At 68.9% G+C, this 20,899-nt stretch carries 22 protein-coding genes; 17 read left to right on the top strand and 5 right to left on the bottom strand.

Annotated features, from left to right (window positions below; all coding sequences use genetic code 11):
• Nucleotides 1-45: 45 nt before the first annotated feature.
• The gene (locus tag HLB44_RS24120; RefSeq protein WP_173128313.1) at nt 46-1,680 is read right to left on the bottom strand and encodes an ABC transporter substrate-binding protein; all 1,635 of its coding nucleotides are present in this window, start codon (nt 1,678-1,680) and stop codon (nt 46-48) included.
• 145 nt (nt 1,681-1,825) lie between these two features.
• Between HLB44_RS24120 and HLB44_RS24115 the strand changes: the two genes are divergently transcribed.
• Entirely contained in the window at nt 1,826-2,899 is a 1,074-nt protein-coding gene (locus tag HLB44_RS24115) for a BMP family ABC transporter substrate-binding protein (RefSeq protein WP_173128310.1), read from the top strand.
• A gap of 15 nt (nt 2,900-2,914) precedes the next feature.
• On the opposite strand, the gene HLB44_RS24110 is transcribed toward HLB44_RS24115, so the two are convergent.
• Together HLB44_RS24110 and HLB44_RS24105 are read right to left on the bottom strand one after the other, a co-directional pair.
• Nucleotides 2,915-3,511: a GNAT family N-acetyltransferase gene (locus tag HLB44_RS24110; RefSeq protein WP_173128308.1), complete on the bottom strand. Its 597-nt coding sequence runs from the start codon at nt 3,509-3,511 to the stop codon at nt 2,915-2,917.
• Between the two features lie 100 nt (nt 3,512-3,611).
• On the bottom strand, nt 3,612-4,466 hold the full coding sequence (locus tag HLB44_RS24105; RefSeq protein WP_217283781.1) for a dioxygenase family protein: 855 nt from the start codon (nt 4,464-4,466) through the stop codon (nt 3,612-3,614).
• 86 nt (nt 4,467-4,552) lie between these two features.
• Here HLB44_RS24105 and HLB44_RS24100 point away from each other — a divergent pair, with 86 nt between their 5' ends.
• The 7 genes from HLB44_RS24100 to HLB44_RS24070 all read left to right on the top strand — a co-directional run bounded on the left by HLB44_RS24100 (nt 4,553) and on the right by HLB44_RS24070 (nt 12,235).
• Complete coding sequence (locus HLB44_RS24100) at nt 4,553-7,123, top strand: ABC transporter permease (RefSeq protein ID WP_173128305.1); 2,571 nt, start codon at nt 4,553-4,555, stop codon at nt 7,121-7,123.
• Nucleotides 7,124-7,139: 16 nt separating this feature from the next.
• Nucleotides 7,140-7,916 carry an ABC transporter ATP-binding protein gene (locus tag HLB44_RS24095; RefSeq protein ID WP_173128302.1) on the top strand — a complete coding sequence of 259 codons (777 nt, stop codon included), beginning with the start codon at nt 7,140-7,142 and terminating at the stop codon, nt 7,914-7,916.
• Complete coding sequence (locus HLB44_RS24090) at nt 7,909-8,613, top strand: ABC transporter ATP-binding protein (RefSeq protein WP_173128300.1); 705 nt, start codon at nt 7,909-7,911, stop codon at nt 8,611-8,613. The genes HLB44_RS24095 and HLB44_RS24090 overlap by 8 nt, the downstream gene beginning before the upstream one ends.
• Before the next feature lie 33 nt (nt 8,614-8,646).
• Nucleotides 8,647-9,873, top strand: coding sequence for an ABC transporter substrate-binding protein (locus HLB44_RS24085; RefSeq protein ID WP_173128297.1), 1,227 nt, complete (start codon nt 8,647-8,649; stop codon nt 9,871-9,873).
• Nucleotides 9,874-10,000: 127 nt separating this feature from the next.
• Nucleotides 10,001-10,885, top strand: a complete 885-nt coding sequence (locus HLB44_RS24080; RefSeq protein WP_173128294.1) for a branched-chain amino acid ABC transporter permease — start codon at nt 10,001-10,003, stop codon at nt 10,883-10,885.
• On the top strand, nt 10,882-11,802 hold the full coding sequence (locus HLB44_RS24075; RefSeq protein ID WP_173128291.1) for a branched-chain amino acid ABC transporter permease: 921 nt from the start codon (nt 10,882-10,884) through the stop codon (nt 11,800-11,802). Before HLB44_RS24080 ends, HLB44_RS24075 begins: the two co-directional genes overlap by 4 nt.
• 76 nt (nt 11,803-11,878) lie before the next feature.
• A complete protein-coding gene (locus tag HLB44_RS24070; protein WP_173128288.1) occupies nt 11,879-12,235 on the top strand; it encodes a hypothetical protein in 357 nt (118 codons plus the stop codon).
• Between the two features lie 8 nt (nt 12,236-12,243).
• On the opposite strand, the gene smpB is transcribed toward HLB44_RS24070, so the two are convergent.
• A complete protein-coding gene (smpB, locus tag HLB44_RS24065) occupies nt 12,244-12,720 on the bottom strand; it encodes an SsrA-binding protein SmpB (protein ID WP_173128285.1) in 477 nt (158 codons plus the stop codon).
• A 61-nt stretch (nt 12,721-12,781) separates the two neighbouring features.
• Between smpB and HLB44_RS24060 the strand changes: the two genes are divergently transcribed.
• Both HLB44_RS24060 and HLB44_RS24055 read left to right on the top strand, forming a co-directional pair.
• Entirely contained in the window at nt 12,782-13,231 is a 450-nt protein-coding gene (locus HLB44_RS24060) for a type II toxin-antitoxin system RatA family toxin (protein ID WP_173128269.1), read from the top strand.
• A complete protein-coding gene (locus HLB44_RS24055) occupies nt 13,218-13,553 on the top strand; it encodes an RnfH family protein (RefSeq protein ID WP_173128266.1) in 336 nt (111 codons plus the stop codon). The genes HLB44_RS24060 and HLB44_RS24055 overlap by 14 nt, the downstream gene beginning before the upstream one ends.
• A gap of 15 nt (nt 13,554-13,568) precedes the next feature.
• Here the strand turns inward: HLB44_RS24055 and HLB44_RS24050 are convergent, their stop codons facing one another.
• Nucleotides 13,569-14,066, bottom strand: coding sequence for a DUF4124 domain-containing protein (locus tag HLB44_RS24050; RefSeq protein ID WP_173128263.1), 498 nt, complete (start codon nt 14,064-14,066; stop codon nt 13,569-13,571).
• Between the two features lie 137 nt (nt 14,067-14,203).
• Here HLB44_RS24050 and guaB point away from each other — a divergent pair, with 137 nt between their 5' ends.
• From guaB to HLB44_RS24015, 7 genes are read left to right on the top strand one after another with little or no spacing between them, the layout of a single operon-like run.
• The gene (guaB, locus tag HLB44_RS24045) at nt 14,204-15,673 is read left to right on the top strand and encodes an IMP dehydrogenase (protein ID WP_173128260.1); all 1,470 of its coding nucleotides are present in this window, start codon (nt 14,204-14,206) and stop codon (nt 15,671-15,673) included.
• Nucleotides 15,670-16,929, top strand: coding sequence for an MFS transporter (locus HLB44_RS24040; RefSeq protein WP_425500849.1), 1,260 nt, complete (start codon nt 15,670-15,672; stop codon nt 16,927-16,929). The genes guaB and HLB44_RS24040 overlap by 4 nt, the downstream gene beginning before the upstream one ends.
• A 10-nt stretch (nt 16,930-16,939) precedes the next feature.
• A complete protein-coding gene (guaA, locus tag HLB44_RS24035; protein ID WP_173128257.1) occupies nt 16,940-18,553 on the top strand; it encodes a glutamine-hydrolyzing GMP synthase in 1,614 nt (537 codons plus the stop codon).
• A gap of 15 nt (nt 18,554-18,568) precedes the next feature.
• Nucleotides 18,569-19,099 carry an RNA 2',3'-cyclic phosphodiesterase gene (gene thpR, locus HLB44_RS24030; protein ID WP_173128254.1) on the top strand — a complete coding sequence of 177 codons (531 nt, stop codon included), beginning with the start codon at nt 18,569-18,571 and terminating at the stop codon, nt 19,097-19,099.
• 19 nt (nt 19,100-19,118) lie between these two features.
• Nucleotides 19,119-19,334, top strand: coding sequence for a hypothetical protein (locus HLB44_RS24025; RefSeq protein WP_173128251.1), 216 nt, complete (start codon nt 19,119-19,121; stop codon nt 19,332-19,334).
• A 23-nt stretch (nt 19,335-19,357) separates the two neighbouring features.
• Complete coding sequence (gene tadA / locus HLB44_RS24020) at nt 19,358-19,900, top strand: tRNA adenosine(34) deaminase TadA (RefSeq protein ID WP_173128645.1); 543 nt, start codon at nt 19,358-19,360, stop codon at nt 19,898-19,900.
• Between the two features lie 10 nt (nt 19,901-19,910).
• A complete protein-coding gene (locus HLB44_RS24015) occupies nt 19,911-20,810 on the top strand; it encodes an LD-carboxypeptidase (protein ID WP_173128248.1) in 900 nt (299 codons plus the stop codon).
• Nucleotides 20,811-20,899 lie beyond the last annotated feature (89 nt).

The raw sequence follows: 20,899 nt of genomic DNA, 5'->3' as shown, positions 1-20,899 counted from the left end.
CATACGCGCGCCGACATCAGCCGGCGCGTGCTGGCGAGTCCGTGGCTACTTCAGCGTGACTCCATTGAACTGGTGCGAGCCGAACGGGCTCTGCTTGTAGCCGCTGACCTCCTTGCGCATCACCTCGTAGACCACCGAATGCGCGATCTTGAAATCCGGCACCTCGTCGGCCTCGATCTGCTGCATCTCCTGGTACAGCCGGGTGCGCTCCTTCGTGTCGGACAGCGCGCGCGCCTTCTCGAGCCGGCCGTCGAATTCCTTGTTGCACCACTTCGACAGGTTCTGCCCGCCCGGCCGCGCGGCATCGCAGCCGTGCAGGAAGAAGAAGTTGTCGGGGTCACCGTTGTCGCCGGTCCAGCCGAGCAGCCCCGTCAGGTGCTCACCCTGCTGCATGCGCTTGCGGTACTCGCCCCATTCGTAGGTCACCAGCTTGGCGTTGACGCCGATCTTCGCCAGGTCGGCCTGCATCATCTCGGCGATGCGCTTGGCGTTCGGGTTGTACGGGCGCTGCACCGGCATGTACCAGAGGTCGACGTCGAGCGGCGTCTTGACGCCGGCCTTGGCCAGCAGCGCCTTGGCCTGCGTCGCATCGTGCGGAAGCGGCGCGACCTTGTCGTTGTAGGACCACAAGGTCGGCGGGATCAGGTTCTTCGCCGGCTGGCCGGCACCGAGGTAGACATCCTTGATGATCGCCGCGCGGTCGATCGCCATGCTGAAGGCCTGGCGCACTTCCTTCTTGTCGAACGGCGGCTTTTGCGTGTTGAAGGCCCAGTAGGCGATGTTCAGCCCGGGCTGGTTGATCACCTGCAGCTTCGGGTCCTTCTGCATCTCGGGCAGGTCGGCCGGCCGCGGCGCGATGACGAAGTGGCATTCGCCGGCCTTCAGCTTCGAATAACGCGCGGTCGGATCGGGTGTGATGGCGAACACCAGGTCGTCGACCTGCGCCTTCTCGCCGGCGGGCGCCCAGTAGTCCTTGTTGGCCTTGAAGCGGATCACCGCATCCTTCTGGTAGGTGACGAACGAGAACGGGCCCGTGCCGACCGGCACCTGGTCGAACTGCTCCTTCTTGTTCTGCTTGGCGAGGAAGTCGGCGTACTCGGCCGAGTGGATCGACGCGAAGTCCATCGCCAGGTTGGCCAGCATCGTCACGTTGGCGCGCTTCAGCGTGATGCGCAGCGTGTGCGGATCGATCTTCTCGATCGACTGCAGGTCCTCGGGCAGGCCCATGTCGGCGAAGTAGTCGTACTTGCCGCCGGAGACCTTGTGGTACGGATGTTCGGGCTTCCATTGGCGCTCGAACGAGAACAGCACGTCGTCGGCGCTGAAGTCGCGCGTCGGCTTGAAGCCGCCGACACCCGAATGGAACTTGACGTTCTTGCGCAGCTTGAAGGTGAAGACCTTGCCGTCGGCAGAGACGGTCCAGCTCTCGGCGAGCCCGGGCTCGACCTGCGTCGAGCCGCGGCTGAAGTGCGTCAGCCGGTCGTAGACGGGGCGTGCGGCGTCGAAACTGGTGCCGGTGGTGTTCAGCGCCGGCGTGAAGTTCTCGGGCGAGCCTTCGGAGCAGTACACGAAGGTTTTCGCGACAGCGGCCTGGGGTGCCAGGGCAGCGAATACCGCCGCGCAGGCCAGGCCGAGGGTGGTGGCGAGGTGCGCGCGGCGAGAGGGCGTGACGATGGGCATGCGGTCCTCCTTTTGGTGTGAGCGACATGCTAAGTCGTGCGGCAGTGCAGCAAGGACCGCGCCACACCCGGACTTTCCCCCCGAGGGACAACCCCGATTTGAGAGAATGCCGCCGCCCCATGTCGGGGCCATGTCGAGGACAACCATGCACAAAAACCTCAAGCGCGCCGCATTCGCCGGCGTGTTTGTCATGGCCGGATTCACCGCCCAGGCCGCTCCGCTGCAAGCCTGCTTCGTCTACGTCAGCCCGGTCGGCCAGGCCGGCTGGAGCTACCAGCACGACCTCGGCCGCCAGGCGATGGAGAAAGCGCTCGGCGGCGAGGTCAGGACCCGTTTCGTCGAAGCGGTGGCCGAAGGGCCGGACAGCGAGCGCGTGATGCGCGACCTGGCGCGCGAAGGCTGCGGCCTGATCTTCGCCACCAGCTTCGGCTACCTCGAGCCCGCGCTGCGCGTGGCGGCCGAGTTTCCGGGCGTCAAGTTCGAGCATGCCGGCGGCTACAAGACCGCGTCGAACTTGACCACGTACAACGCGCGCTATTACGAGGCGCGCTGGCTTGCCGGTTACCTGGCCGGCAAGCACAGCAAGACGGGCATTGCCGGCTACGTCGCCGGCTTCCCGGTGCCCGAGGTGGTGCAGGGCATCAACGCCTTCGCGCTCGGCATGCAGGCGGCCAACCTTTCAGCCCAGCTCAAGCTACTGTGGCTGAACACCTGGTTCGACCCCGCGAAGGAGCGCGAAGCGGCGCTGGCGCTGATCAACCAGGGCGCCGACGTGCTGACCAACCACAGCGGCTCGCCCGCGGTGCCGCAGACGGCCGAGGAGAAGGGCGTCGCGGTGCTGGCCTACCAGAGCGACATGAGCAGGTTTGCGCCGAAGGCGCAGCTCGCCGCGGTAACGCACCACTGGGGCGGCTACTACACGCAGGTCGCCAGGGCCGTGATCGCCGGGCAGTGGAAGGCGCAGCCGGTCTGGGGCAGCATGAAGGACGGCTTCGTGCAGCTGTCGGCGCTGAACCCGGCGCTGCCGCCGGGGCTGAAGGCCGATGTCGAGGCGCGCCGGCAAGCGATCACCAGCGGCCGCTTCAGGCCCTTCAGCGGCCGGCTGGTCGACAACACCGGCCGCGAGCGGCTGGCGCAGGGCGCGCTCGACGATGCGCAGATCGCGGCGATGGACTGGCTGGTGCAGGGCGTCAGCGGCGCGTTGCCGTCGGCGCGCTGATCAGCCGAGGCCGGATCAGCCCAGGCTGCGCGGCCAGCTCTGCGGCCGCGCGAAGTGGGGATTCAGCAGCGTGAAGATGCGGTGGTCGCGCCAGGCGCCGTCGATGTACAGGTAGTCGCGCGCCAGGCCTTCCTCGACGAAGCCCAGCCGTTGCACGACGCCCAGGCTGGGTGCGTTTTCCGGCCGCACGGCGGCCTGGATGCGGTGCAGGTTGATCGCCGGCGCGAAGGCCTCGGCGATCACCGCGCTCAGCGCTTCGTGCATCAGGCCGCGGCCGGTGTGCTGCACGTCGAGCGCGTAGCCCAGCGTGCAGCTCTGGAACGGGCCGCGCACGATGCTCGACAGGTGCACCGAGCCGATGACCCAGGCCGGCTTGGCCCGCGGCTTGAGCCACCAACGCAGGCTGCGGCCCTGCTCGAAGGCCGCTTCGCCCTCGGTCAGCGATTCGCGCACGCGCTGCACGCTGGCATGGTCCGGCGGCAGCGGCGGGTCCCAGCGCGCGAAGTGAGCGGCATTGCGCAGGTAGAAGTCGGCGACGGCTTCCGCCAGCGACGGATCGGTGGCGACCAGTTCGAGCCGGTCGGTGGAGAGCTGCAGGGGGGCCGCGCACATTGCCCCGCAGTTTAGGGGCGCTCAGCCGATCCGGGTCTCCCGGTCGGCTGACTCCCCCTCGGGGGGCGACGCCGAAGGCGTCTTGGGGGTCGGCTCACCTTCAGATCGTCGGCGGCTCCAGCGCGCGCGCCAGGCTACCCCCCTCGGGGCCGAAGGCGTAGGCGTCCATGCCAAGGCAGCCGTAGGTCAGCGCGTCGTGCACGCGCACAGCCGCGGCATCGCGGCCGCCGGCGCCGGCGGCGACGTACCAGGGCAGCAGGTGCTCGTCGCTCGGGTGCATCAGCGCGGCGTGCGGCGCCTGCGCGCGGTAGTTGAACAGCGCCTCCCAGTCGCGCGCCGCGCTGCGCTCGACGAACCAGCGGCGGAAGGCGGCGCTTGGCGGAATCTCCGGCGCGTCGAGCGGCGGCCGCTGCGCGCCGAACAGCAGGCGCAGGTTGTGCGTGATGCTGCCGGTGGCGAGCACCCAGACGCCCTCGGCGGCCAGCGGGGCCAGCGCTTCGCCGAGCGTGAACAGCTGCGCCGGCGTCCAGTCCGGCGGAAAGGCCAGCGGCAGCACGGGGATGTCGGCTGGCGGGTAGACGAAGCGCAGCGGCGTCCAGATGCCGTGGTCGAGGCCCCCTTCGTCGACACGCTGGACCGGCAATCCGGACTCGGCCAGCTGCGCGGCGACCTGCGTCGCCAGCGCGGGCGCGCCGGCGGTGTCGTAGCGCAGCTGGTACAGCGCGTCGGGGAAACCGCCGAAATCGTGCACCGTCGGATGCTCGGCCGCGGCCAGCAGCACCGGCTCGCGCGCCAGCGAATGCGCCGAGACCGCGAGGATCGCCCGCGGCCGCCCGGCCAGCGCATCGATGGCCGCGCCGAGGCGGCCCCAGAACGGGCCGGTCTCGCCGGGCTCCAGCGCCGTCATCGGCGAACCGTGCGAGACGAAGACGGGCGGCAGCAAGGTGATGTCCATCCCGGCATTGGAGCAGCGGGCGTGCCCGCGACCGTTCGACCCTCTTGCACGCTGGTTTCACGAGGCTTGGTGTACCGTCGCGCCCCATGGATCGAACACTCGACGCGCCGGCGGCCCGGCTGCCGGTCTCGGCGCTGGGGCTGGCCTGGCGCCAGGGCTGGCGCGACTTCCGCGCCGGCGAACTGCGGCTGCTGATGGTCGCGGTGATGCTGGCGGTGGCCGCGCTGACGGCGGTCGGCTTCTTCGCCAGCCGGCTCGAGGCGGCGCTCGCCCGCGACGCCCGCGCGCTGCTCGGCGGCGACGCGGTGGTCGCCAGCGACCAGCCGGCGCCGCCCGCCTTCGCCGACAAGGCGCGTGCGCTGGGCTTGCGCGTCGTCAGCAGCGCGACCTTCCCGAGCATGGCGCGCGCCCCCGACGACAAGGGCGGCGAATCGCGGCTGGTGGCGCTGAAGGCCGTGACGGAGGGTTATCCGCTGCGCGGCACGATGCGCGTCAAGGCCGGGCCCGCGGCGGCGGAAGAAAAGCTCAGCACCGGGCCGCCGCGCGGCGGGGTGTGGGCCGACGCCGCGCTGCTCGAAGCGCTGCAGCTGCAGGTCGGCGACGGCCTGATGCTCGGCGAGCAGCGCCTGACGATTCACCGCGTGATCGTGCTCGAGCCTGACCGCGGCGCCGGCTTCATGAGCTTCGCGCCGCGCGTGATGCTCCATGCCGGCGACCTGGCGTCGACCGGGCTGATCCAGCCGGCCAGCCGCGTGACCTACCGGCTGGCGGTGGCCGCGCCCGAGGGCCGCCCCACCGACGAACGGCAGGTGCGCGAGTTCGTGCGCTGGGCCGAAGCCCACATCGCCGAGGCGAAGCTGCGCGGCCTGCGCACCGAGTCGCTCGAATCGGGGCGGCCGGAGATGCGCCAGACGCTCGATCGCGCGCAGCGCTTCCTGAACCTGGTCGCGCTGCTCGCTGCGCTGCTGTCGGCGGTGGCGGTGGCGATCGCCGCACGTGATTTTGCGCAGCGCCACCTCGACGACTGCGCGATGCTGCGCGTGCTGGGCGCACCGCAGCGGGCGATCGCCGGCGCCTATGCGCTGGAATTCGGCGCCATCGGGCTGCTGGCCAGCCTGCTTGGCGTTGCGCTCGGCTTTGCGGTGCACTTCATCTTCGTCCGGCTGCTTGCGAACCTGCTGGAAGCCGCGCTGCCGGCGCCCACGCTCGCGCCGGCCGCCTTCGGCATCGGTGTCGGGCTGACGCTGCTGGTCGCCTTCGGCTTGCCGCCGGTGCTGCAACTCGCGCGCGTGCCGCCGCTGCGCGTGATCCGGCGCGATGTCGGCGGGGTGAAGGCGGCCTCGGTCGGTGTGCTGCTGGCCGGCAGCGCCGGCTTCGCGGCGCTGCTGGTGGCGGCGTCGTCGGACCTGATGCTCGGCTTGATCGCGGTCGGCGGATTCGCCGCGGCGATCGCCGTCTTTGCCGTGCTGGCCTGGGGTGCGGTGATGCTGCTCAAGCGCGCGGTGCCCGAAACGCGTGCCCCGCGTTGGCTTGTTCTGGCGACGCGCCAGCTCGCTGCACGGCCGGCCTTCGCGGTGTTGCAGGTCTCGGCGCTGGCGGTCGGCCTGCTCGCGCTGGTGCTGCTGGTGCTGCTGCGCACCGACCTGATCGCCGCCTGGCGCCAGGCGACGCCCAAGGATGCGCCGAACCGCTTCGTCATCAACCTGCAGCCCGAGCAGGGCGAGCCGTTCCAGGCGATGCTCAAGGCCGCTGGCATTGCGCGTTATGACTGGTACCCGATGATCCGCGCCCGGCTGGTGGCGGTGAACGGGCAGGAGGTAGGCCCCGCGCAGTACACCGAGGACCGCGCGCGGCGGCTGGTCGAGCGCGAGTTCAACGTCAGCCACGCCGCGGCGCTGCCGGGGCACAACAGCGTCAGCGCCGGCGCCTGGACGGCCGACGAGGCCGAGGGCCTGAGCGTCGAGGAGGGCCTGGCGCAGACGCTGAAGATCAAGCTCGGCGACCGGCTGCGCTTCGACATCGGCGGCATTCAGAAGGAGGGCCGCATCACCAGCCTGCGCAAGGTCGACTGGGGTTCGATGCGCGTCAACTTCTTCGTCATCTTTCCGCAGTCGCGCCTGGACGACGTGCCGATCAGCTACATCAGCGCCTTTCGCGCGCCTCAGACGCCGGGCTTCGACAGCGCGCTGTCGCGGCAATTCCCCAACATCACCAACGTCGACGTCTCGGTCTCGCTGGCCCAGGTGCAGCAGGTGCTGGACCAGGTGATCCGCGCGGTCGAGTTCCTGTTCGGCTTCACGCTGGCGGCCGGGCTGGTGGTGCTGTTCGCGGCGGTCGCCTCGACGCGCGAGAGCCGCGCGCGCGAGTACGCGGTGATGCGCGCGGTGGGTGCCGGCAGCGCGCTGCTGCGGCAGATGCAGCGCGCCGAGCTGCTCGGTGTCGGCGCGCTGGCCGGCTTGCTGGCGTCGATCGCGGCGATCACGGTCGGCGGCGTGATGGCGCGGCAGGTCTTCGAATTCACCTGGGCACCGTCGCCCTGGGTGCCGCTGGCGGGCACCGCGGTCGGCGCGCTGCTGGCGCTGACGGCAGGGTGGTGGGGTTTGCGCGAAGTGCTGCGGCGGCCGGTGATGGAGACACTGCGGCGGGCAGCCGAATAACCGACAACAAGGACAGATGGATTCCGACGTCATCCTCGAGACCCAGGACCTGGTCAAGGAATTCAAGGGCTTCGCCGCCGTCAGCGGCGTCAACCTGCGCGTCAAGCGCGGCCAGATCCACGCGCTGATCGGGCCCAACGGCGCCGGCAAGACGACGGTCTTCAACCTGCTGACCAAGTTCCTGATCCCCACGCGCGGCCGCATCCTGTTCGAGGGCCATGACATCACGCTGGAGCGGCCGGCGCAGATCGCGCGGCGCGGCGTGATCCGCTCGTTCCAGATCTCGGCCACCTTCCCGCACCTGACGGTGCTGGAGAACGTGCGCATCGGCCTGCAGCGCGAGCTCGGCACCTCGATGCACTTCTGGCGCTCGGAGCGCTCGCTCGAGCAGCTCAACGGCCGCGCGATCGAGCTGCTCGAAACCGTCGGCCTGCGCGACTTCGCCGGCGCGATGACGGTCGAGCTGCCCTACGGCCGCAAGCGTGCGCTGGAGATCGCGACGACGCTGGCGCTGGACCCGAAGCTGATGCTGCTGGACGAGCCGACGCAGGGCATGGGGCACGAAGATGTCGAGCGCGTGACGCAACTGATCAAGCGCGTCGCGGCGAACCGCACGGTGCTGATGGTCGAGCACAACATGAACGTCGTCGCGAGCATCGCCGACACGATCAGCGTGCTGCAGCGCGGCCAGGTGATCGCCGAAGGGCCGTACGCGGTGGTGTCGAAGAACCCGCAGGTGCTCGAGGCCTACATGGGCTCGGCGGATGCCGAACTGCAGGGTGCCCATGGCTGACGCGCTGCTCAAGCTCGCCGGCGTGCACGCCTTCTACGGCGAATCGCACATCCTGCACGGCGTCGACCTCGAGGTGCACCGCGGCGAGGTCGTCACCCTGCTCGGCCGCAACGGCGCCGGGCGGACGACGACGCTGAAGGCGATCCTCGGGCTCGTGGGCCGGCGCACCGGATCGATCCGCATCGACGGTGTCGAGGCGATCGGGCTGCCGCCGCACCGCATCGCGCGGCTCGGCATCGGCTATTGCCCCGAGGAACGCGGCATCTTCGCGAGCCTCAATTGCGAGGAGAACCTGCTGCTGCCGCCGGCGGTGGCTGCGGGCGGCCTGAGCGTCGACGAGATCTATGCGCTGTTCCCGAACCTCAAGGAGCGGCGCACGAGTCCCGGCATGCGGCTGTCGGGCGGCGAGCAGCAGATGCTGTCGGTCGCCCGCATCCTGCGCACCGGCGCGAAACTGCTGCTGCTCGACGAGATTTCCGAAGGCCTGGCGCCGGTGATCGTGCAGGCGCTCGGCCGCGCCATCCGGCTGCTGCGCGAGAAGGGGCTGACGATCGTGATGGTCGAGCAGAACTTCCGCTTCGCCGCGCCGCTGGCCGATCGTTTGTACGTGATGGAGCATGGCCGCATCATCGAAGGCTTCACCGCGGCCGAGCTCGAATCGAAGATGGGGCTGTTGCACGAGCTGCTCGGCGTCTAGTCCTGAAGTCCCTCACCACACCCTGGAGCTGACATGAATTCGAAGCGTTCCCTCCCGTTGCTGCGAACCCTGGTGGCCACCGCCGCCGCATGTGCTGCCGGCGGTGCCGCGGCGCAGATCTCCGACAACGTGATCAAGATCGGCGTGTTGAACGACATGTCGGGCCTCTATGCCGACCTGACCGGCCCCGGCTCGGTGGTCGCCGCGAAGATGGCGATCGAGGACTTCGGCGCCGCGAGGAAGGGCATGAAGGTCGAGGTGATCGGCGCCGACCACCAGAACAAGCCCGATGTCGGCTCGACGATCGCGCGCACCTGGTACGACACCGACAAGGTCGACGTGATCGTCGACGTGCCGACCTCATCGGTGGCGCTGGCGGTCAACCAGATCACGCGCGAGAAGGGCAAGGCCTTCCTGGTCTCCGGCGCCGCATCGTCCGACCTGACCGGCAAGGCCTGCTCGCCGAACACCATCCACTGGACCTACGACACCTGGATGCTGGCCAACGGCACCGGCAGCGCGATCGTCAAGACCGGCGGCGATTCCTGGTTCTTCCTGACCGCCGACTACGCCTTCGGCCATGCGCTTGAACGCGACACCGAGGCGGTGGTGACGAAGAGCGGCGGCAAGGTGCTGGGCAAGGTGCGGCATCCGTTCCCGGGCACCGACTTCTCGTCGTTCCTTTTGCAGGCGCAGTCGTCGAAGGCGAAGATCATCGGCCTGGCGAATGCCGGCGGCGACACGATCAATTCGATCAAGCAGGCGGCCGAGTTCGGCATCGTCAAGGGCGGGCAGAACCTGGCGGGGCTGCTGGTCTTCCTGACCGACGTCAAGGCGCTCGGCCTGGCAACCGCGCAGGGCCTGATCTTCACCGAGACCTTCTACTGGGACCAGAACGACGCCACGCGCGCCTTCGCCAAGCGCTTCTCCGAGCAGGCGCCGCGCAACAACTACCCGACGATGATCCATGCCGGCGTCTACTCGTCCGTGCTGCACTACCTGAAGGCGATCGAGGCGATCAAGACCGACGACGGCGCGAAGGTCATCGAGCAGATGAAGAAGATGCCGACCGACGATCCGCTGTTCGGCAAGGGCACCATCCGCGCCGACGGCCGCAAGCTGCACCCGGCGTACCTGGTCGAAGTGAAGAAGCCGTCCGAGTCGAAGGGCCCATGGGATCTGTACCACGTGCGGGCGACGATTCCTACCGATCAGGCGTTCCGCCCGATCGCCGACGGCGGCTGTTCCCTCGTGAAATGACTCCCCCCCGGAGCGCCTCCGGCGCCTCCCCCCAAGGGGGGCGCCGCCAGCGGCCCGGCAAAGCCGGTTCCGCGGCGGCCGCTTGGGAAGACCCGGCTTGCGGCAACTAGGCTAACAGTCGAAACGCATGGACATCTTCGGCATCCCGAGTCAGGCGCTGTTCGGTCAGTTGCTGATCGGGCTGATCAACGGCTCGTTCTACGCGCTGCTGTCGCTCGGCCTGGCCGTCATCTTCGGCCTGCTGAACATCATCAACTTCACGCACGGCGCTCAATACATGATGGGCGCCTTCTGCGCTTGGCTATTGATGACCAAGTTCGGCGTCGGCTATTGGTGGGCGCTGGTGATCACGCCGGTGGTGGTGGGCGCCACCGGCATGGTGATCGAGCGCGTGATGCTCGCGCGGCTGTACCAGCTCGATCACCTGTACGGGCTGCTGCTGACCTTCGGCCTCGCGCTGATCATCCAGGGGCTGTTCCGCAACGAGTACGGCTCCTCGGGCATGCCCTACGCGATCCCGCCGGAGCTGCAGGGCGGCCAGAACCTGGGCTTCATGTTCCTGCCGAACTACCGCGCCTGGGTCGTCGTCGCGTCCTTGATCGTCTGCCTGGGCACCTGGTTCGTGATCGAGCGGACCAAGCTCGGCGCCTATCTGCGAGCGGCCACCGAGAACCCGAAGCTGGTGCAGGCCTTCGGCATCGACGTGCCGCGCATGATCACGCTCACCTATGGCTTCGGCGTCGGCCTGGCCGCGCTGGCCGGCGTGATGGCGGCGCCGATCTACCAGGTCAGCCCGCAGATGGGGGCCGACTTGATCATCGTCGTCTTCGCGGTCGTCGTGATCGGCGGCATGGGCTCGATCATCGGCGCCATCCTCACCGGCTTCGGTCTCGGGCTGATCGAGGGGCTGACGAAGGTGTTCTATCCGGAGGCGTCGAACACGGTGATCTTCATCATCATGGCCATCGTGCTGCTGCTGAAGCCGGCCGGCCTCTTCGGGACGCAGAAATGAGGGCGCAGCAGATCGCCTTCGCGGTGATGGCCCTCGCGCTGCTCGCAGCACCGGCGCTGGTGTACCCGATCTTCATGATGAAGCTGATGTGTTTCGCGCTCTTCGCGTGCGCGTTCAACCTGCTGATCGGCTTCGGCGGCCTCTTGTCCTTCGGCCACGCGATGTTCCTCGGCAGTGCGGGCTACGTCTCGGCGCATGCGGCGAAGATCTGGGGCCTGACGCCGGAGCTGGCGATCCTGTGCGGCACCGCCACCGCCGTCGTGCTCGGCTTCGGTGCCGGCCTGCTGGCAATCCGTCGCCAGGGCATCTACTTCGCGATGATCACGCTGGCGCTGGCGCAGATGGTGTACTTCTTCTGCCTGCAGGCACCGTTCACCGGCGGGGAAGACGGCATCCAGGCGGTGCCGCGCGGCCGGCTTTTCGGCTTGATCGACCTGAAGAACGTCTGGGCGATGTACGGGCTGGTCTACGCGATCTTCATTGGCGGCTTCCTGCTGGTCTGGCGCACCGTGCACTCGCCCTTCGGCCAGGTGCTGAAGGCGATCCGCGAGAACGAGAGCCGCGCGCTGTCGCTGGGCTACGACACCGACCGCTACAAGCTGATCGCCTTCGTGCTGTCCGCGGGATTGGCCGGCCTGGCGGGGGCGACCAAGTCGCTGGTGTTCCAGCTCGCGTCGCTGACCGACGTGCACTGGTCGATGTCCGGCGAGGTCGTGCTGATGACGCTGGTCGGTGGCATGGGCACCTTGTTCGGGCCGGTGGTCGGCGCCGCGGTGATCATCACGATGCAGAACTACCTGGCCCAGCTCGGCGCCTGGGTCACCGTCGTGCAGGGCGTGATCTTCGTGATCTGCGTGCTGGCGTTTCGCCGCGGCGTGATCGGCGAGCTCGGGGCCTGGTTGAAGAAGCCGCTGTAGGGTTCGTCAGTTTGAAGGATGCGGCGCGCCGCGCCGGACGACATGCTGCTGGCTCCGACCATGAAGGAGAACAGCGATGAAGTGGAACGCGACGGCCGCAGTGATGCTCGTTGCAGTCGGGCAGGCCGCACACGCCCAGGAGGTCACCGGCAAGGAGATCCAGGAGCAATGGGTCGGCAAGGAGATCGTCGGCCGGGCGCCGAACGGCGCGCGCGTGATCATGACGATGAATGCCGACGGCAGCGCGAAGCTGCTGATCGGCGCCCTGCCGGACAGCGGCAACTGGCGGCCCTGGGAGCAAGGCTATTGCACCACCTGGAAGGGTATGCGCGGCGGCCAGGAGATGTGCTTCACGGTGAAGCGCGAGGGCGACAGCAAGTTCCAGGTCTTCCGGCCCGATGGAGTCGCGGGCGGTACGCTCGAAGTGAAGTAGCGTTCCGGCTATTCCTTCGCTGACGACACCTTGTGCCGCATCAGGCGGCCCTTCTCGCGTTCCCAGTCCTTCTTCTTCTCGGTCTCGCGCTTGTCGTGCTGCGCCTTGCCCTTGGCCAGCGCGATGTCGGCCTTCACGCGGCCGCCCTTGTAGTGCAGGTTCACCGGCACCAGCGTGAAGCCCTTCTGCTCGACCTTGCCGACCAGGCGCTTGATCTCGTCCTTGTGCATCAGCAGCTTCTTCGTGCGGTCGGCTTCCGGATGCACATGGGTCGACGCCGAACGCAGCGCGTTGATGCGGCAGCCGATCAGGAACAGCTCGCCGTCCTTGACCAGCACGTAGCCGTCGGTCAGCTGCACCTGGCCGGCGCGGATGGCCTTGATCTCCCAGCCCTCGAGCACGACGCCGGCCTCGTAGAACTCTTCGAGGTGATAGTCGAAGCGGGCGCGGCGGTTTTCGGCGATCGGGGCAGGGGCGGTGGACATGTGCGAAAGAAGTGAGGGCCGCCTCGGTGTTCCCAAGGCGGCCCCTAGAATTTCGCATTGTATGAAGCACGTCCGGAAGTCCGTCCTGCTCTGGTACTCACCGCGGGAAATGTACGAGCTGGTCACCGATTGCCGCTCCTATCCGGCCTTCCTGCCGTGGTGCGAGCGCGCCGAGGTGCTGGAGGAAGATGCGGCCGGCATGACCGCCCGCCTGCACCTGGCCTACGCCGGCCTGCACCATGCGTTCACGACGCGCAACCAGCATGTGGGCAACGAGTCGGTGACGATCGAGCTGATCGACGGACCGTTCTCGGTGCTCGACGGCACCTGGCTCTTCAAGCCGATCGGCGCGTCCAGCGGCGCGCCGGCCTGCCGCGTCGAGTTCGATCTGCGTTATGCATTTGCCAGCGGCGCGCTCGAGGTCGTGCTGAGCCCCGTGTTCGACCGCGTCGCCAACACCTTCGTCGATTCGTTCGTGCACCGCGCCGAGCAGGTGTATGGCGCCCGGTGAATCGATCGGCGGGGCGACCGACCAGACCATCGAGGTCGAGCTGGTCTACGCGGCCGGTCCGCATGCGCTCGAACAGCTGACGCTGCGCCTGCCCGCGGGCGCGACGGTCGACGATGCGCTGAAGCTCAGCGGCTGGCGCGAGCGCTTCGGGCCGGCGCTGTTCGATGCGCTGCAGCCGGGCATCTGGGGCCATCGCTGCGAGCCCGGCGCGCTGCTGCGCGCGCGCGACCGCATCGAGCTGTACCGGCCGCTGCAGGTCGATCCGAAAGAGGCGCGGCGCCAGCGTTACCGGCGCGATGGTGTGCGGCGTGCGCCGCGCTGAACCGAGGCGGTTACCTCAGCGGCATTCCGACTGGATCACCTGGCGCACGCGTTGCACTTCTTCGGCACGCGCCTTGTCGTCGAGGAATTCGCGCTCGCCCTTGTCGTTGACCCGTGTGATCCGAATGCCGCTGTCCAGGGTGGCGAGGTTCTGCTTCGCGCGCTGGCAATTGTCGGCGCGGATCGCGGCATTCTTGTCTTCCAGGGCCTTGGCTTGCGCCTTCTGCTCCTGCTCGGCGCGCGCGCGGCGCGCTTCGAGCTCGGGGTCGAGACGCGGCTTGGCCTGCGCGACCGCGGCCGACGCGGCTGCCGGTGCGGAGGCCGCCGGCGCTGCCGGGGCGCGCTTGACTTCGCTCGGGCGCTGCAGCACGTCCTTCTCCGGGACCTCGCGCGGCGGCGGCAGGTCGCTGATGTGCACCTGGCCCTTGCCGTCCTTCCATTTCCACTGGGCGTGAACCGGCAGCGCGACCATCAAGGCGGCGGTCGCGATCCACAAAGCACGGTCCCATTGCATCGTCAATCCCCAAGCGAACAGTCAGCGCCGAAGTGTACCGGCGCGGTCGGTTCGAGGCTGCTACGAGGCGTTGCGATGAACCCCTGCCACGCCGCGCCAAGGGTCATCCCTATAATCCGCTTTTTGGAGCATTCCCCATGCGCCTTCTTGGCAAAGCGCTCACCTTCGACGATGTGTTGCTGGTGCCCGCCTTCTCCCAGGTCCTGCCGCGCGACACCAGCCTCGCGACGCGCTTCACGCGCCGGATCGGTCTGAACCTGCCGCTGGTGTCCGCCGCGATGGACACCGTCACCGAAGCCCGCCTGGCGATCGCCATCGCCCAGGAAGGCGGCATCGGCATCGTGCACAAGAACCTCACGGCCAAGCAGCAGGCCGCCGAGGTGGCGCGCGTCAAGCGCTACGAATCGGGCGTGCTGCGCGACCCGATCACGATCTCGCCGGGCGTGCCGGTGCGCGACGTGATCAACCTGTCCCGGCAGCACGGCATCTCCGGCTTCCCGGTGCTCGAGGACGGCCGCGTCGTCGGCATCGTCACCGGCCGCGACCTGCGCTTCGAAACCCGGCTGGACGTGCCGGTGCGCGAGATCATGACGCCGCGCGACAAGCTGATCGTCGTGTCCGAGGGCGCGACGATCGAAGACGGCAAGGCGCTGATGCACAAGCACAAGCTCGAGCGCGTGCTGGTCGTCAACGATGCCTTCGAGCTGCGCGGGCTGATGACCGTCAAGGACATCACCAAGCAGACCAGCTTCCCGAACGCCGCGCGCGATGCGCACGGCAAGCTGCGCGTCGGCGCGGCGGTGGGCGTCGGCGACGGCACCGAGGAACGCGTCGAATTGCTGGTCAAGGCCGGTGTCGATGCGCTGGTCGTCGACACCGCGCACGGCCACTCGGCTGGCGTGATCGAGCGCGTGCGCTGGGTCAAGAAGAACTTCCCGCAGGTCGACGTGATCGGCGGCAACATCGCCACCGGCGAAGCCGCGCTGGCGCTCGTCGAGGCCGGCGCCGACGCGGTGAAGGTCGGCATCGGCCCCGGTTCGATCTGCACGACGCGCATCGTCACGGGCGTCGGCGTGCCGCAGATCATGGCCATCGATTCGGTCGCCAAGGCGCTCGCCGGCACCGGCGTGCCGATGATCGCCGACGGCGGCATCCGCTTCTCCGGCGACCTGGCCAAGGCGATCGCCGCCGGCGCCGACACGGTGATGATGGGCGGCGTTTTCGCCGGCACCGACGAAGCGCCCGGCGAGACCATCCTCTACCAGGGCCGCAGCTACAAGAGCTACCGCGGCATGGGCTCGCTCGGCGCGATGCAGCAGGGCTCGGCCGACCGCTACTTCCAGGACAGCGCAGCCGGCAACCCGAACACCACCAAGCTGGTGCCCGAGGGCATCGAAGGCCAGGTGCCGTACAAGGGCTCGGTCGTCAGCATCATCTTCCAGTTCGCCGGCGGCCTGCGCGCCTCGATGCACTACTGCGGCTGCACGACGATCGCCGAGATGCAGACCAAGGCGCAGTTCGTCGAGATCACGTCGTCGGGGATCCGCGAGAGCCACGTGCACGACGTGCAGATCACCAAGGAAGCGCCGAACTACCGCATGGAATGACGGTGTCCGATCTGCAGATCGAGGCAGCGAATGGCCGGCGTCAGCCGGCCATGTCGTTCATCATGGTCACGGTCTTGATCGACATGATCTCGATCGGGTTGATCATTCCTGTCCTGCCCCATTTGGTGGGAACGTTTACCGCGGCGCCTGCCGAACAGGCGTTCTGGTTCGGCGCCGTGACCTTCTCGTTCGGCGTCGCCAACTTCTTCGGCGCGCCGATCCTCGGCGGCCTGTCGGACCGCTTCGGCCGCCGCCCGGTGCTGCTGATCGGCATCGCCGGCCTGGCGCTGAGCTTCTTCGTCACGGCGGTCGCCACCGCGCTGTGGATGCTGATCGTCGTGCGGCTCTTCAGCGGCGCGATGCAGGCCAATGCCGCGGTCGCCAATGCCTACGTCGCCGACATCACGGCGCCCGAGGACCGCGCCCGCCGCTTCGGCCTGCTCGGCGCGGCCTTCGGCGTCGGCTTCATCCTCGGGCCGGTGATCGGCGGGCTGCTCGGCGGCATCGACGTGCGCTGGCCCTTCATCGCCGCCGGCGTGATGGCGGTGCTGAACTGGATCTACGGCTTCTTCGTGCTGCCCGAGTCGCTGCCGACGACGCAGCGCCGCAACTTCGAGTGGCGCCGCGCCAATCCGGTCAGCGCGCTGAGCGGGCTGGTGAAGCTCAAGGGCATCGGCCTGCTGGTCGTCGTGATCGGCCTGGCGAGCCTGGCGCAGTTCACGCTGCACACCACCTGGGTGCTGTACACGTCCTTCAAGTTCGGCTGGGGACCGGCGGAAAACGGCTGGTCGCTGTTCGCCGTCGGCCTGATGACGGCGCTGGTGCAGGGCGTGCTGCTGAAGCACCTGCTGGCGCGCTTCTCGCCGCAGCGCCTGGCGGTGATGGGGCTGGTGTCGTCGTCGCTCGCCTATCTGGGCTGGGGCCTCGCGACGCAGGGCTGGATGATGTACGGGGTGATCTTCCTGAACATCCTGGGCTACGCGGCGGCGAGCGCCTTGCAGAGCGTGGTGTCGAATGCCGCCGACGCCCGCACGCAGGGCCAGACGATGGGCTCGGTCGCCTCGCTGAACAGCCTGATGGCGGTGGTCGCGCCGGTGGTCGGCGCGGCGCTGCTGGGCATCGTCTCGCACCGCCCGGCCGGCGACTTCCTGATGGGCCTGCCGTTCTACTTCTGCGCCGCGCTGCAGCTGCTGGGCACGACGCTCGCGATCCGCCACTTCCGCCGCCACCGCGCGCTGCATCCCGCCGCCGCGTGAACACCTCCGTATGCAACACGACAAGATCCTGATCCTCGATTTCGGCTCGCAAGTCACGCAGCTGATCGCGCGCCGCGTGCGCGAGGCCCACGTCTATTGCGAGATCCATCCGAACGACGTCTCGGACGCCTTCATCCGCGAGTTCAAGCCCAAGGGCATCATCCTGTCCGGCAGCCACGCCAGCACCTACGAAGAGCATGACCTGCGCGCGCCGCAGGCGGTGTGGGACTCGGGCGTGCCGGTGCTCGGCATCTGCTACGGCATGTTCACGATGACGGTGCAGCTGGGCGGCGAGGTCGAGGCCTCGACGCACCGCGAGTTCGGTTATGCCGAGGTGCGGGCGCACGGCCACACCCGGCTGCTCGACGGCATCGAGGACCACCGCACGCCCGAGGGTCACGGCATGCTGAAGGTCTGGATGAGCCACGGCGACAAGGTCACCGCGCTGCCGCCGGGCTTCAAGCTGATGGCCTCGACACCGAGCTGCCCGATCGCCGGCATGGCCGATGAAGCACGGGGTTATTACGCCGTGCAGTTCCATCCCGAGGTGACGCACACGGTGCAGGGCAGGGCGCTGCTCGAGCGCTTCGTGCTGCAGATCTGCGGCTGCGGCGCCGACTGGGTCATGCGCGACCACGTCGAGAAAGCGGTGCAGCGCATCCGCGAGCAGGTCGGCAGCGAGGAGGTCATCCTCGGGCTGTCCGGCGGCGTCGATTCGAGCGTCGCCGCGGCGCTGATCCACCGCGCGATCGGCGACCAGCTGACCTGCGTCTTCGTCGACCACGGGCTGCTGCGGCTCGACGAGGGCAAGGCGGTGATGGAGATGTTCGCCGGGCGGCTGCATGCGAAGGTCGTGCACGTCGACGCCAGCGCGCAGTTCCTCGGCCAGCTCGCCGGCATCAGCGACCCCGAGGCCAAGCGCAAGATCATCGGCCGCGAGTTCGTCGAGGTATTCCAGGCCGAGGCCGCGAAGCTGAAAGACGCTGGAGGCGCCGCTTCCAGCGGCGGTGCCAAGTGGCTGGCGCAGGGCACGATCTACCCCGACGTCATCGAATCGGGCGGCGCCAAGACCAAGAAGGCGACGACGATCAAGAGCCACCACAACGTCGGCGGCCTGCCGGAGACTCTGGGGCTGAAACTGCTGGAGCCGCTGCGCGACCTGTTCAAGGACGAGGTGCGCGAGCTCGGCGTCGAGCTCGGGCTGCCGCACGACATGGTCTATCGCCATCCGTTCCCCGGCCCTGGCCTCGGCGTGCGCATCCTCGGCGAGGTCAAGCGCGAGTTTGCCGACCTGCTGCGCCGCGCCGACGCGATCTTCATCGAGGAGCTGCGCGCGACGATCGACCCGGCCAGCGGCAAGAGCTGGTACGAGCTGACCAGCCAGGCCTTCGCGGTGTTCCTGCCGGTCAAGAGCGTCGGCGTGATGGGCGATGGCCGCACCTACGACTACGTGGTCGCGCTGCGCGCGGTGCAGACCAGCGACTTCATGACCGCCGACTGGGCCGAGCTGCCGTTCGGTCTGCTCAAGAAGGTCTCCAGCCGCATCATCAACGAGGTGCGCGGCATCAACCGCGTGACCTACGACGTGTCGTCGAAGCCGCCGGCGACGATCGAGTGGGAGTGAGCCCGCTCAGCACCGATGGACCGCTTGTTCTTCGCCGCCCATCCGGACGCTGCGGCCGCGCAGCGCATCGATGCGCTGACGCAGTCGCTGCGGCGCGAGCTCGGGCTGAAGGGCAAGCCGATTCCGACCGAGCGTTGCCACCTGACGCTGCTTTTCGTCGGCACGTTTGCCGAGCTGCCGGCCGGGCTGGCGCAGCAGCTGGCCGAGGCGGCGAATCACATCAGCTGCGCGCCGTTCGAGCTGCGCTTCGACCGCATCGCCAGCTTCGACCGGCGGCCGGCGAACCGGCCGCTGGTGCTCTTGGCCGATGCGGAGCCGGTCGCGCCCTTGCACGACACGTTGGTGGCGCGGCTGCGGGCCGCCGGGCTGCCCTTCGAAGCGCACCGCGCCTACACCCCGCACCTGACGCTGATGTACGACGACCAGCGCGTGCCGGCGCGGCCGGTCGAGCCGATCGGCTGGACGGTGCGCGAGTTCGTGCTGATGCACAGCCTGGTCGGGCGCTCGACGCACGTGCCGCTGGCGCGCTGGCCGCTGGCCGCCTGAACATCGAAGGAGTGCCGAGATGATGCGCATGGTCTTCAGCGTGGTGGCGCTGCTGGTGGTCGTCTTCGTGATGCTGAAACTCGGCAAGGACCAGACGGCGGCGCTCAAGTCGACGGCCGGGCCTGCGGCCTCCGGCGCCGGTGGCGCGCAGGCACTGCCGGAGAAGTACAAGCAGGACGTGCAGCGGGCCTTGGAGCAGGGCATGCAGCAGCGCGCTTCCGAGCCGACGCAGTGACCACCCCGGCCGACGACTACGCGATGCGCATCGCGCTCGACCAGGCGCTGAATGCGCAGCTGGCCGGCGAGGTGCCGGTGGGCGCGGTGATCATGCGCGCCGGCCAGGTCATCGCCACCGGCTACAACCGGCCGATCACCACGCACGACCCGACGGCGCATGCCGAGATCGTCGCGCTGCGCCACGCCGCGCAGCTGCTCGAGAACTACCGCCTGCCCGAGTGCGAGCTCTACGTGACGCTGGAGCCCTGCGCGATGTGCGCGATGGCACTGATGCATGCACGCTTCAAGCGCGTGGTCTTCGGCGCCTTCGATCCGAAGACCGGTGCTGCCGGCTCGGTGCTGGACCTGTTCGCCGAAGCGAAGTTGAACCACCACACCGAGATCGTCGGCGGCGTGCTCGCCGATGCGTCGGCGGGGCTGCTGCGCAGTTTCTTCGCCGAACGGCGCGCGCTGCAGCGCGCCGAGCGCGAAGCGAGCGGGGCGGACGATGCGCCCGCCGATCCGATTCCCACCGGCGACGCGACCGAGCTCGGCTCGCTCGAGCCCGATCCCAAACCGACCTGAACCCCACACGATGACCTCGATGACCGTCTTCGCCCCGGCGGGCGTGGAACTGCGCGCCCCGGCGCTGAAGCTGGCGAAGCAGCGCCTGGGTGCGCTGGGCTACGACGTGACGCTCGATCCCAGCGTGCGTGCGCGCCACCAGCGCTTCGCCGGCGACGATGCGGCGCGGCTGGACACGCTGCACCGCGTCGCCCGCACGGCGCCGTCGATCGCCATGGCCTGCCGCGGCGGTTATGGCTTGACGCGCATGCTCGACGGCATCGACTGGAAGCTGATCGCCAACAGCGTCGAGCAGGGCACGCGCTGGGTCGGCTACAGCGACCTGACTGCCTTGCAGCTGGGCCTGCTCGCGCACACCGGCGCGCGCAGCTGGCACGGGCCGATGGCCTGCGACGATTTCGGCCGCACCGACGAGGCCGGCGGCGTCGACGAGGTGACGCGCGACTGCTTCGACGAGGCGATGAGCGGGGCGCTGGAGGCGGTGGGTTTTCGCACCGAGGCCGGCTTCGACGGCCTGCAGGGTCGCGGCGTGTTGTGGGGCGGCAACCTCGCGGTGTTGCAATCCTTGCTCGGCACGCCGCACTGGCCGAAGGTCAAGGGCGGCATCCTGTTCGTCGAGGACGTCAACGAGCACCCGTACCGCATCGAGCGCACGCTGCTGCAGCTGCACCAGGCGGGCGTGCTGGCTGCCCAGAAGGCGGTGCTGCTCGGCGCCTTCACCGACTACCGCAAGTCGCCGCTCGACCGCGGCTACACGATGAAGCACGTGATCGCGCAGCTGCGCAGCGTGTGCCGCACGCCGGTCCTCACCGGCCTGCCCTTCGGCCACGTGCCGACCAAGGTGACGCTGCCGATCGGCGCGCGAGTCGACCTGCTGGTCGATGGCCGCGACGTGCTGATCGGCTGGTAGAGCCCCGCCGCGCTTGCGGCATCCCCCCGCGCCTGCGGGGAGACGCAGCAGCTGCCTTGGATGGAAACCCCAAGGCATGCAGCTTGCAT

This window comes from Pseudaquabacterium terrae, from assembly GCF_013266755.1.
GTDB classification, from domain to species: domain Bacteria; phylum Pseudomonadota; class Gammaproteobacteria; order Burkholderiales; family Burkholderiaceae_C; genus Pseudaquabacterium; species Pseudaquabacterium terrae.
The sequence above is the reverse complement of the archived record's forward strand: the minus strand, read 5'-3'. Positions and strand labels throughout refer to the sequence as shown.

What these genes read in the sequence shown, in the direction of transcription:
- HLB44_RS24025 (WP_173128251.1), top strand. Translation starts at nt 19,119, where the DNA reads ATGATGCGCATGGTCTTCAGCGTGGTGGCGCTGCTGGTGGTCGTCTTC.
- HLB44_RS24105 (WP_217283781.1), bottom strand. Translation starts at nt 4,466, where the DNA reads ATGGACATCACCTTGCTGCCGCCCGTCTTCGTCTCGCACGGTTCGCCG.
- HLB44_RS24015 (WP_173128248.1), top strand. Translation starts at nt 19,911, where the DNA reads ATGACCTCGATGACCGTCTTCGCCCCGGCGGGCGTGGAACTGCGCGCC.
- HLB44_RS24075 (WP_173128291.1), top strand. Translation starts at nt 10,882, where the DNA reads ATGAGGGCGCAGCAGATCGCCTTCGCGGTGATGGCCCTCGCGCTGCTC.
- smpB (WP_173128285.1), bottom strand. Translation starts at nt 12,720, where the DNA reads ATGTCCACCGCCCCTGCCCCGATCGCCGAAAACCGCCGCGCCCGCTTC.
- guaA (WP_173128257.1), top strand. Translation starts at nt 16,940, where the DNA reads ATGCAACACGACAAGATCCTGATCCTCGATTTCGGCTCGCAAGTCACG.
- HLB44_RS24050 (WP_173128263.1), bottom strand. Translation starts at nt 14,066, where the DNA reads ATGCAATGGGACCGTGCTTTGTGGATCGCGACCGCCGCCTTGATGGTC.
- tadA (WP_173128645.1), top strand. Translation starts at nt 19,358, where the DNA reads ATGCGCATCGCGCTCGACCAGGCGCTGAATGCGCAGCTGGCCGGCGAG.
- thpR (WP_173128254.1), top strand. Translation starts at nt 18,569, where the DNA reads ATGGACCGCTTGTTCTTCGCCGCCCATCCGGACGCTGCGGCCGCGCAG.
- HLB44_RS24090 (WP_173128300.1), top strand. Translation starts at nt 7,909, where the DNA reads ATGGCTGACGCGCTGCTCAAGCTCGCCGGCGTGCACGCCTTCTACGGC.
- HLB44_RS24070 (WP_173128288.1), top strand. Translation starts at nt 11,879, where the DNA reads ATGAAGTGGAACGCGACGGCCGCAGTGATGCTCGTTGCAGTCGGGCAG.
- HLB44_RS24060 (WP_173128269.1), top strand. Translation starts at nt 12,782, where the DNA reads ATGAAGCACGTCCGGAAGTCCGTCCTGCTCTGGTACTCACCGCGGGAA.
- guaB (WP_173128260.1), top strand. Translation starts at nt 14,204, where the DNA reads ATGCGCCTTCTTGGCAAAGCGCTCACCTTCGACGATGTGTTGCTGGTG.
- HLB44_RS24120 (WP_173128313.1), bottom strand. Translation starts at nt 1,680, where the DNA reads ATGCCCATCGTCACGCCCTCTCGCCGCGCGCACCTCGCCACCACCCTC.
- HLB44_RS24055 (WP_173128266.1), top strand. Translation starts at nt 13,218, where the DNA reads ATGGCGCCCGGTGAATCGATCGGCGGGGCGACCGACCAGACCATCGAG.
- HLB44_RS24080 (WP_173128294.1), top strand. Translation starts at nt 10,001, where the DNA reads ATGGACATCTTCGGCATCCCGAGTCAGGCGCTGTTCGGTCAGTTGCTG.
- HLB44_RS24040 (WP_425500849.1), top strand. Translation starts at nt 15,670, where the DNA reads ATGACGGTGTCCGATCTGCAGATCGAGGCAGCGAATGGCCGGCGTCAG.
- HLB44_RS24115 (WP_173128310.1), top strand. Translation starts at nt 1,826, where the DNA reads ATGCACAAAAACCTCAAGCGCGCCGCATTCGCCGGCGTGTTTGTCATG.
- HLB44_RS24110 (WP_173128308.1), bottom strand. Translation starts at nt 3,511, where the DNA reads ATGTGCGCGGCCCCCCTGCAGCTCTCCACCGACCGGCTCGAACTGGTC.
- HLB44_RS24085 (WP_173128297.1), top strand. Translation starts at nt 8,647, where the DNA reads ATGAATTCGAAGCGTTCCCTCCCGTTGCTGCGAACCCTGGTGGCCACC.
- HLB44_RS24100 (WP_173128305.1), top strand. Translation starts at nt 4,553, where the DNA reads ATGGATCGAACACTCGACGCGCCGGCGGCCCGGCTGCCGGTCTCGGCG.
- HLB44_RS24095 (WP_173128302.1), top strand. Translation starts at nt 7,140, where the DNA reads ATGGATTCCGACGTCATCCTCGAGACCCAGGACCTGGTCAAGGAATTC.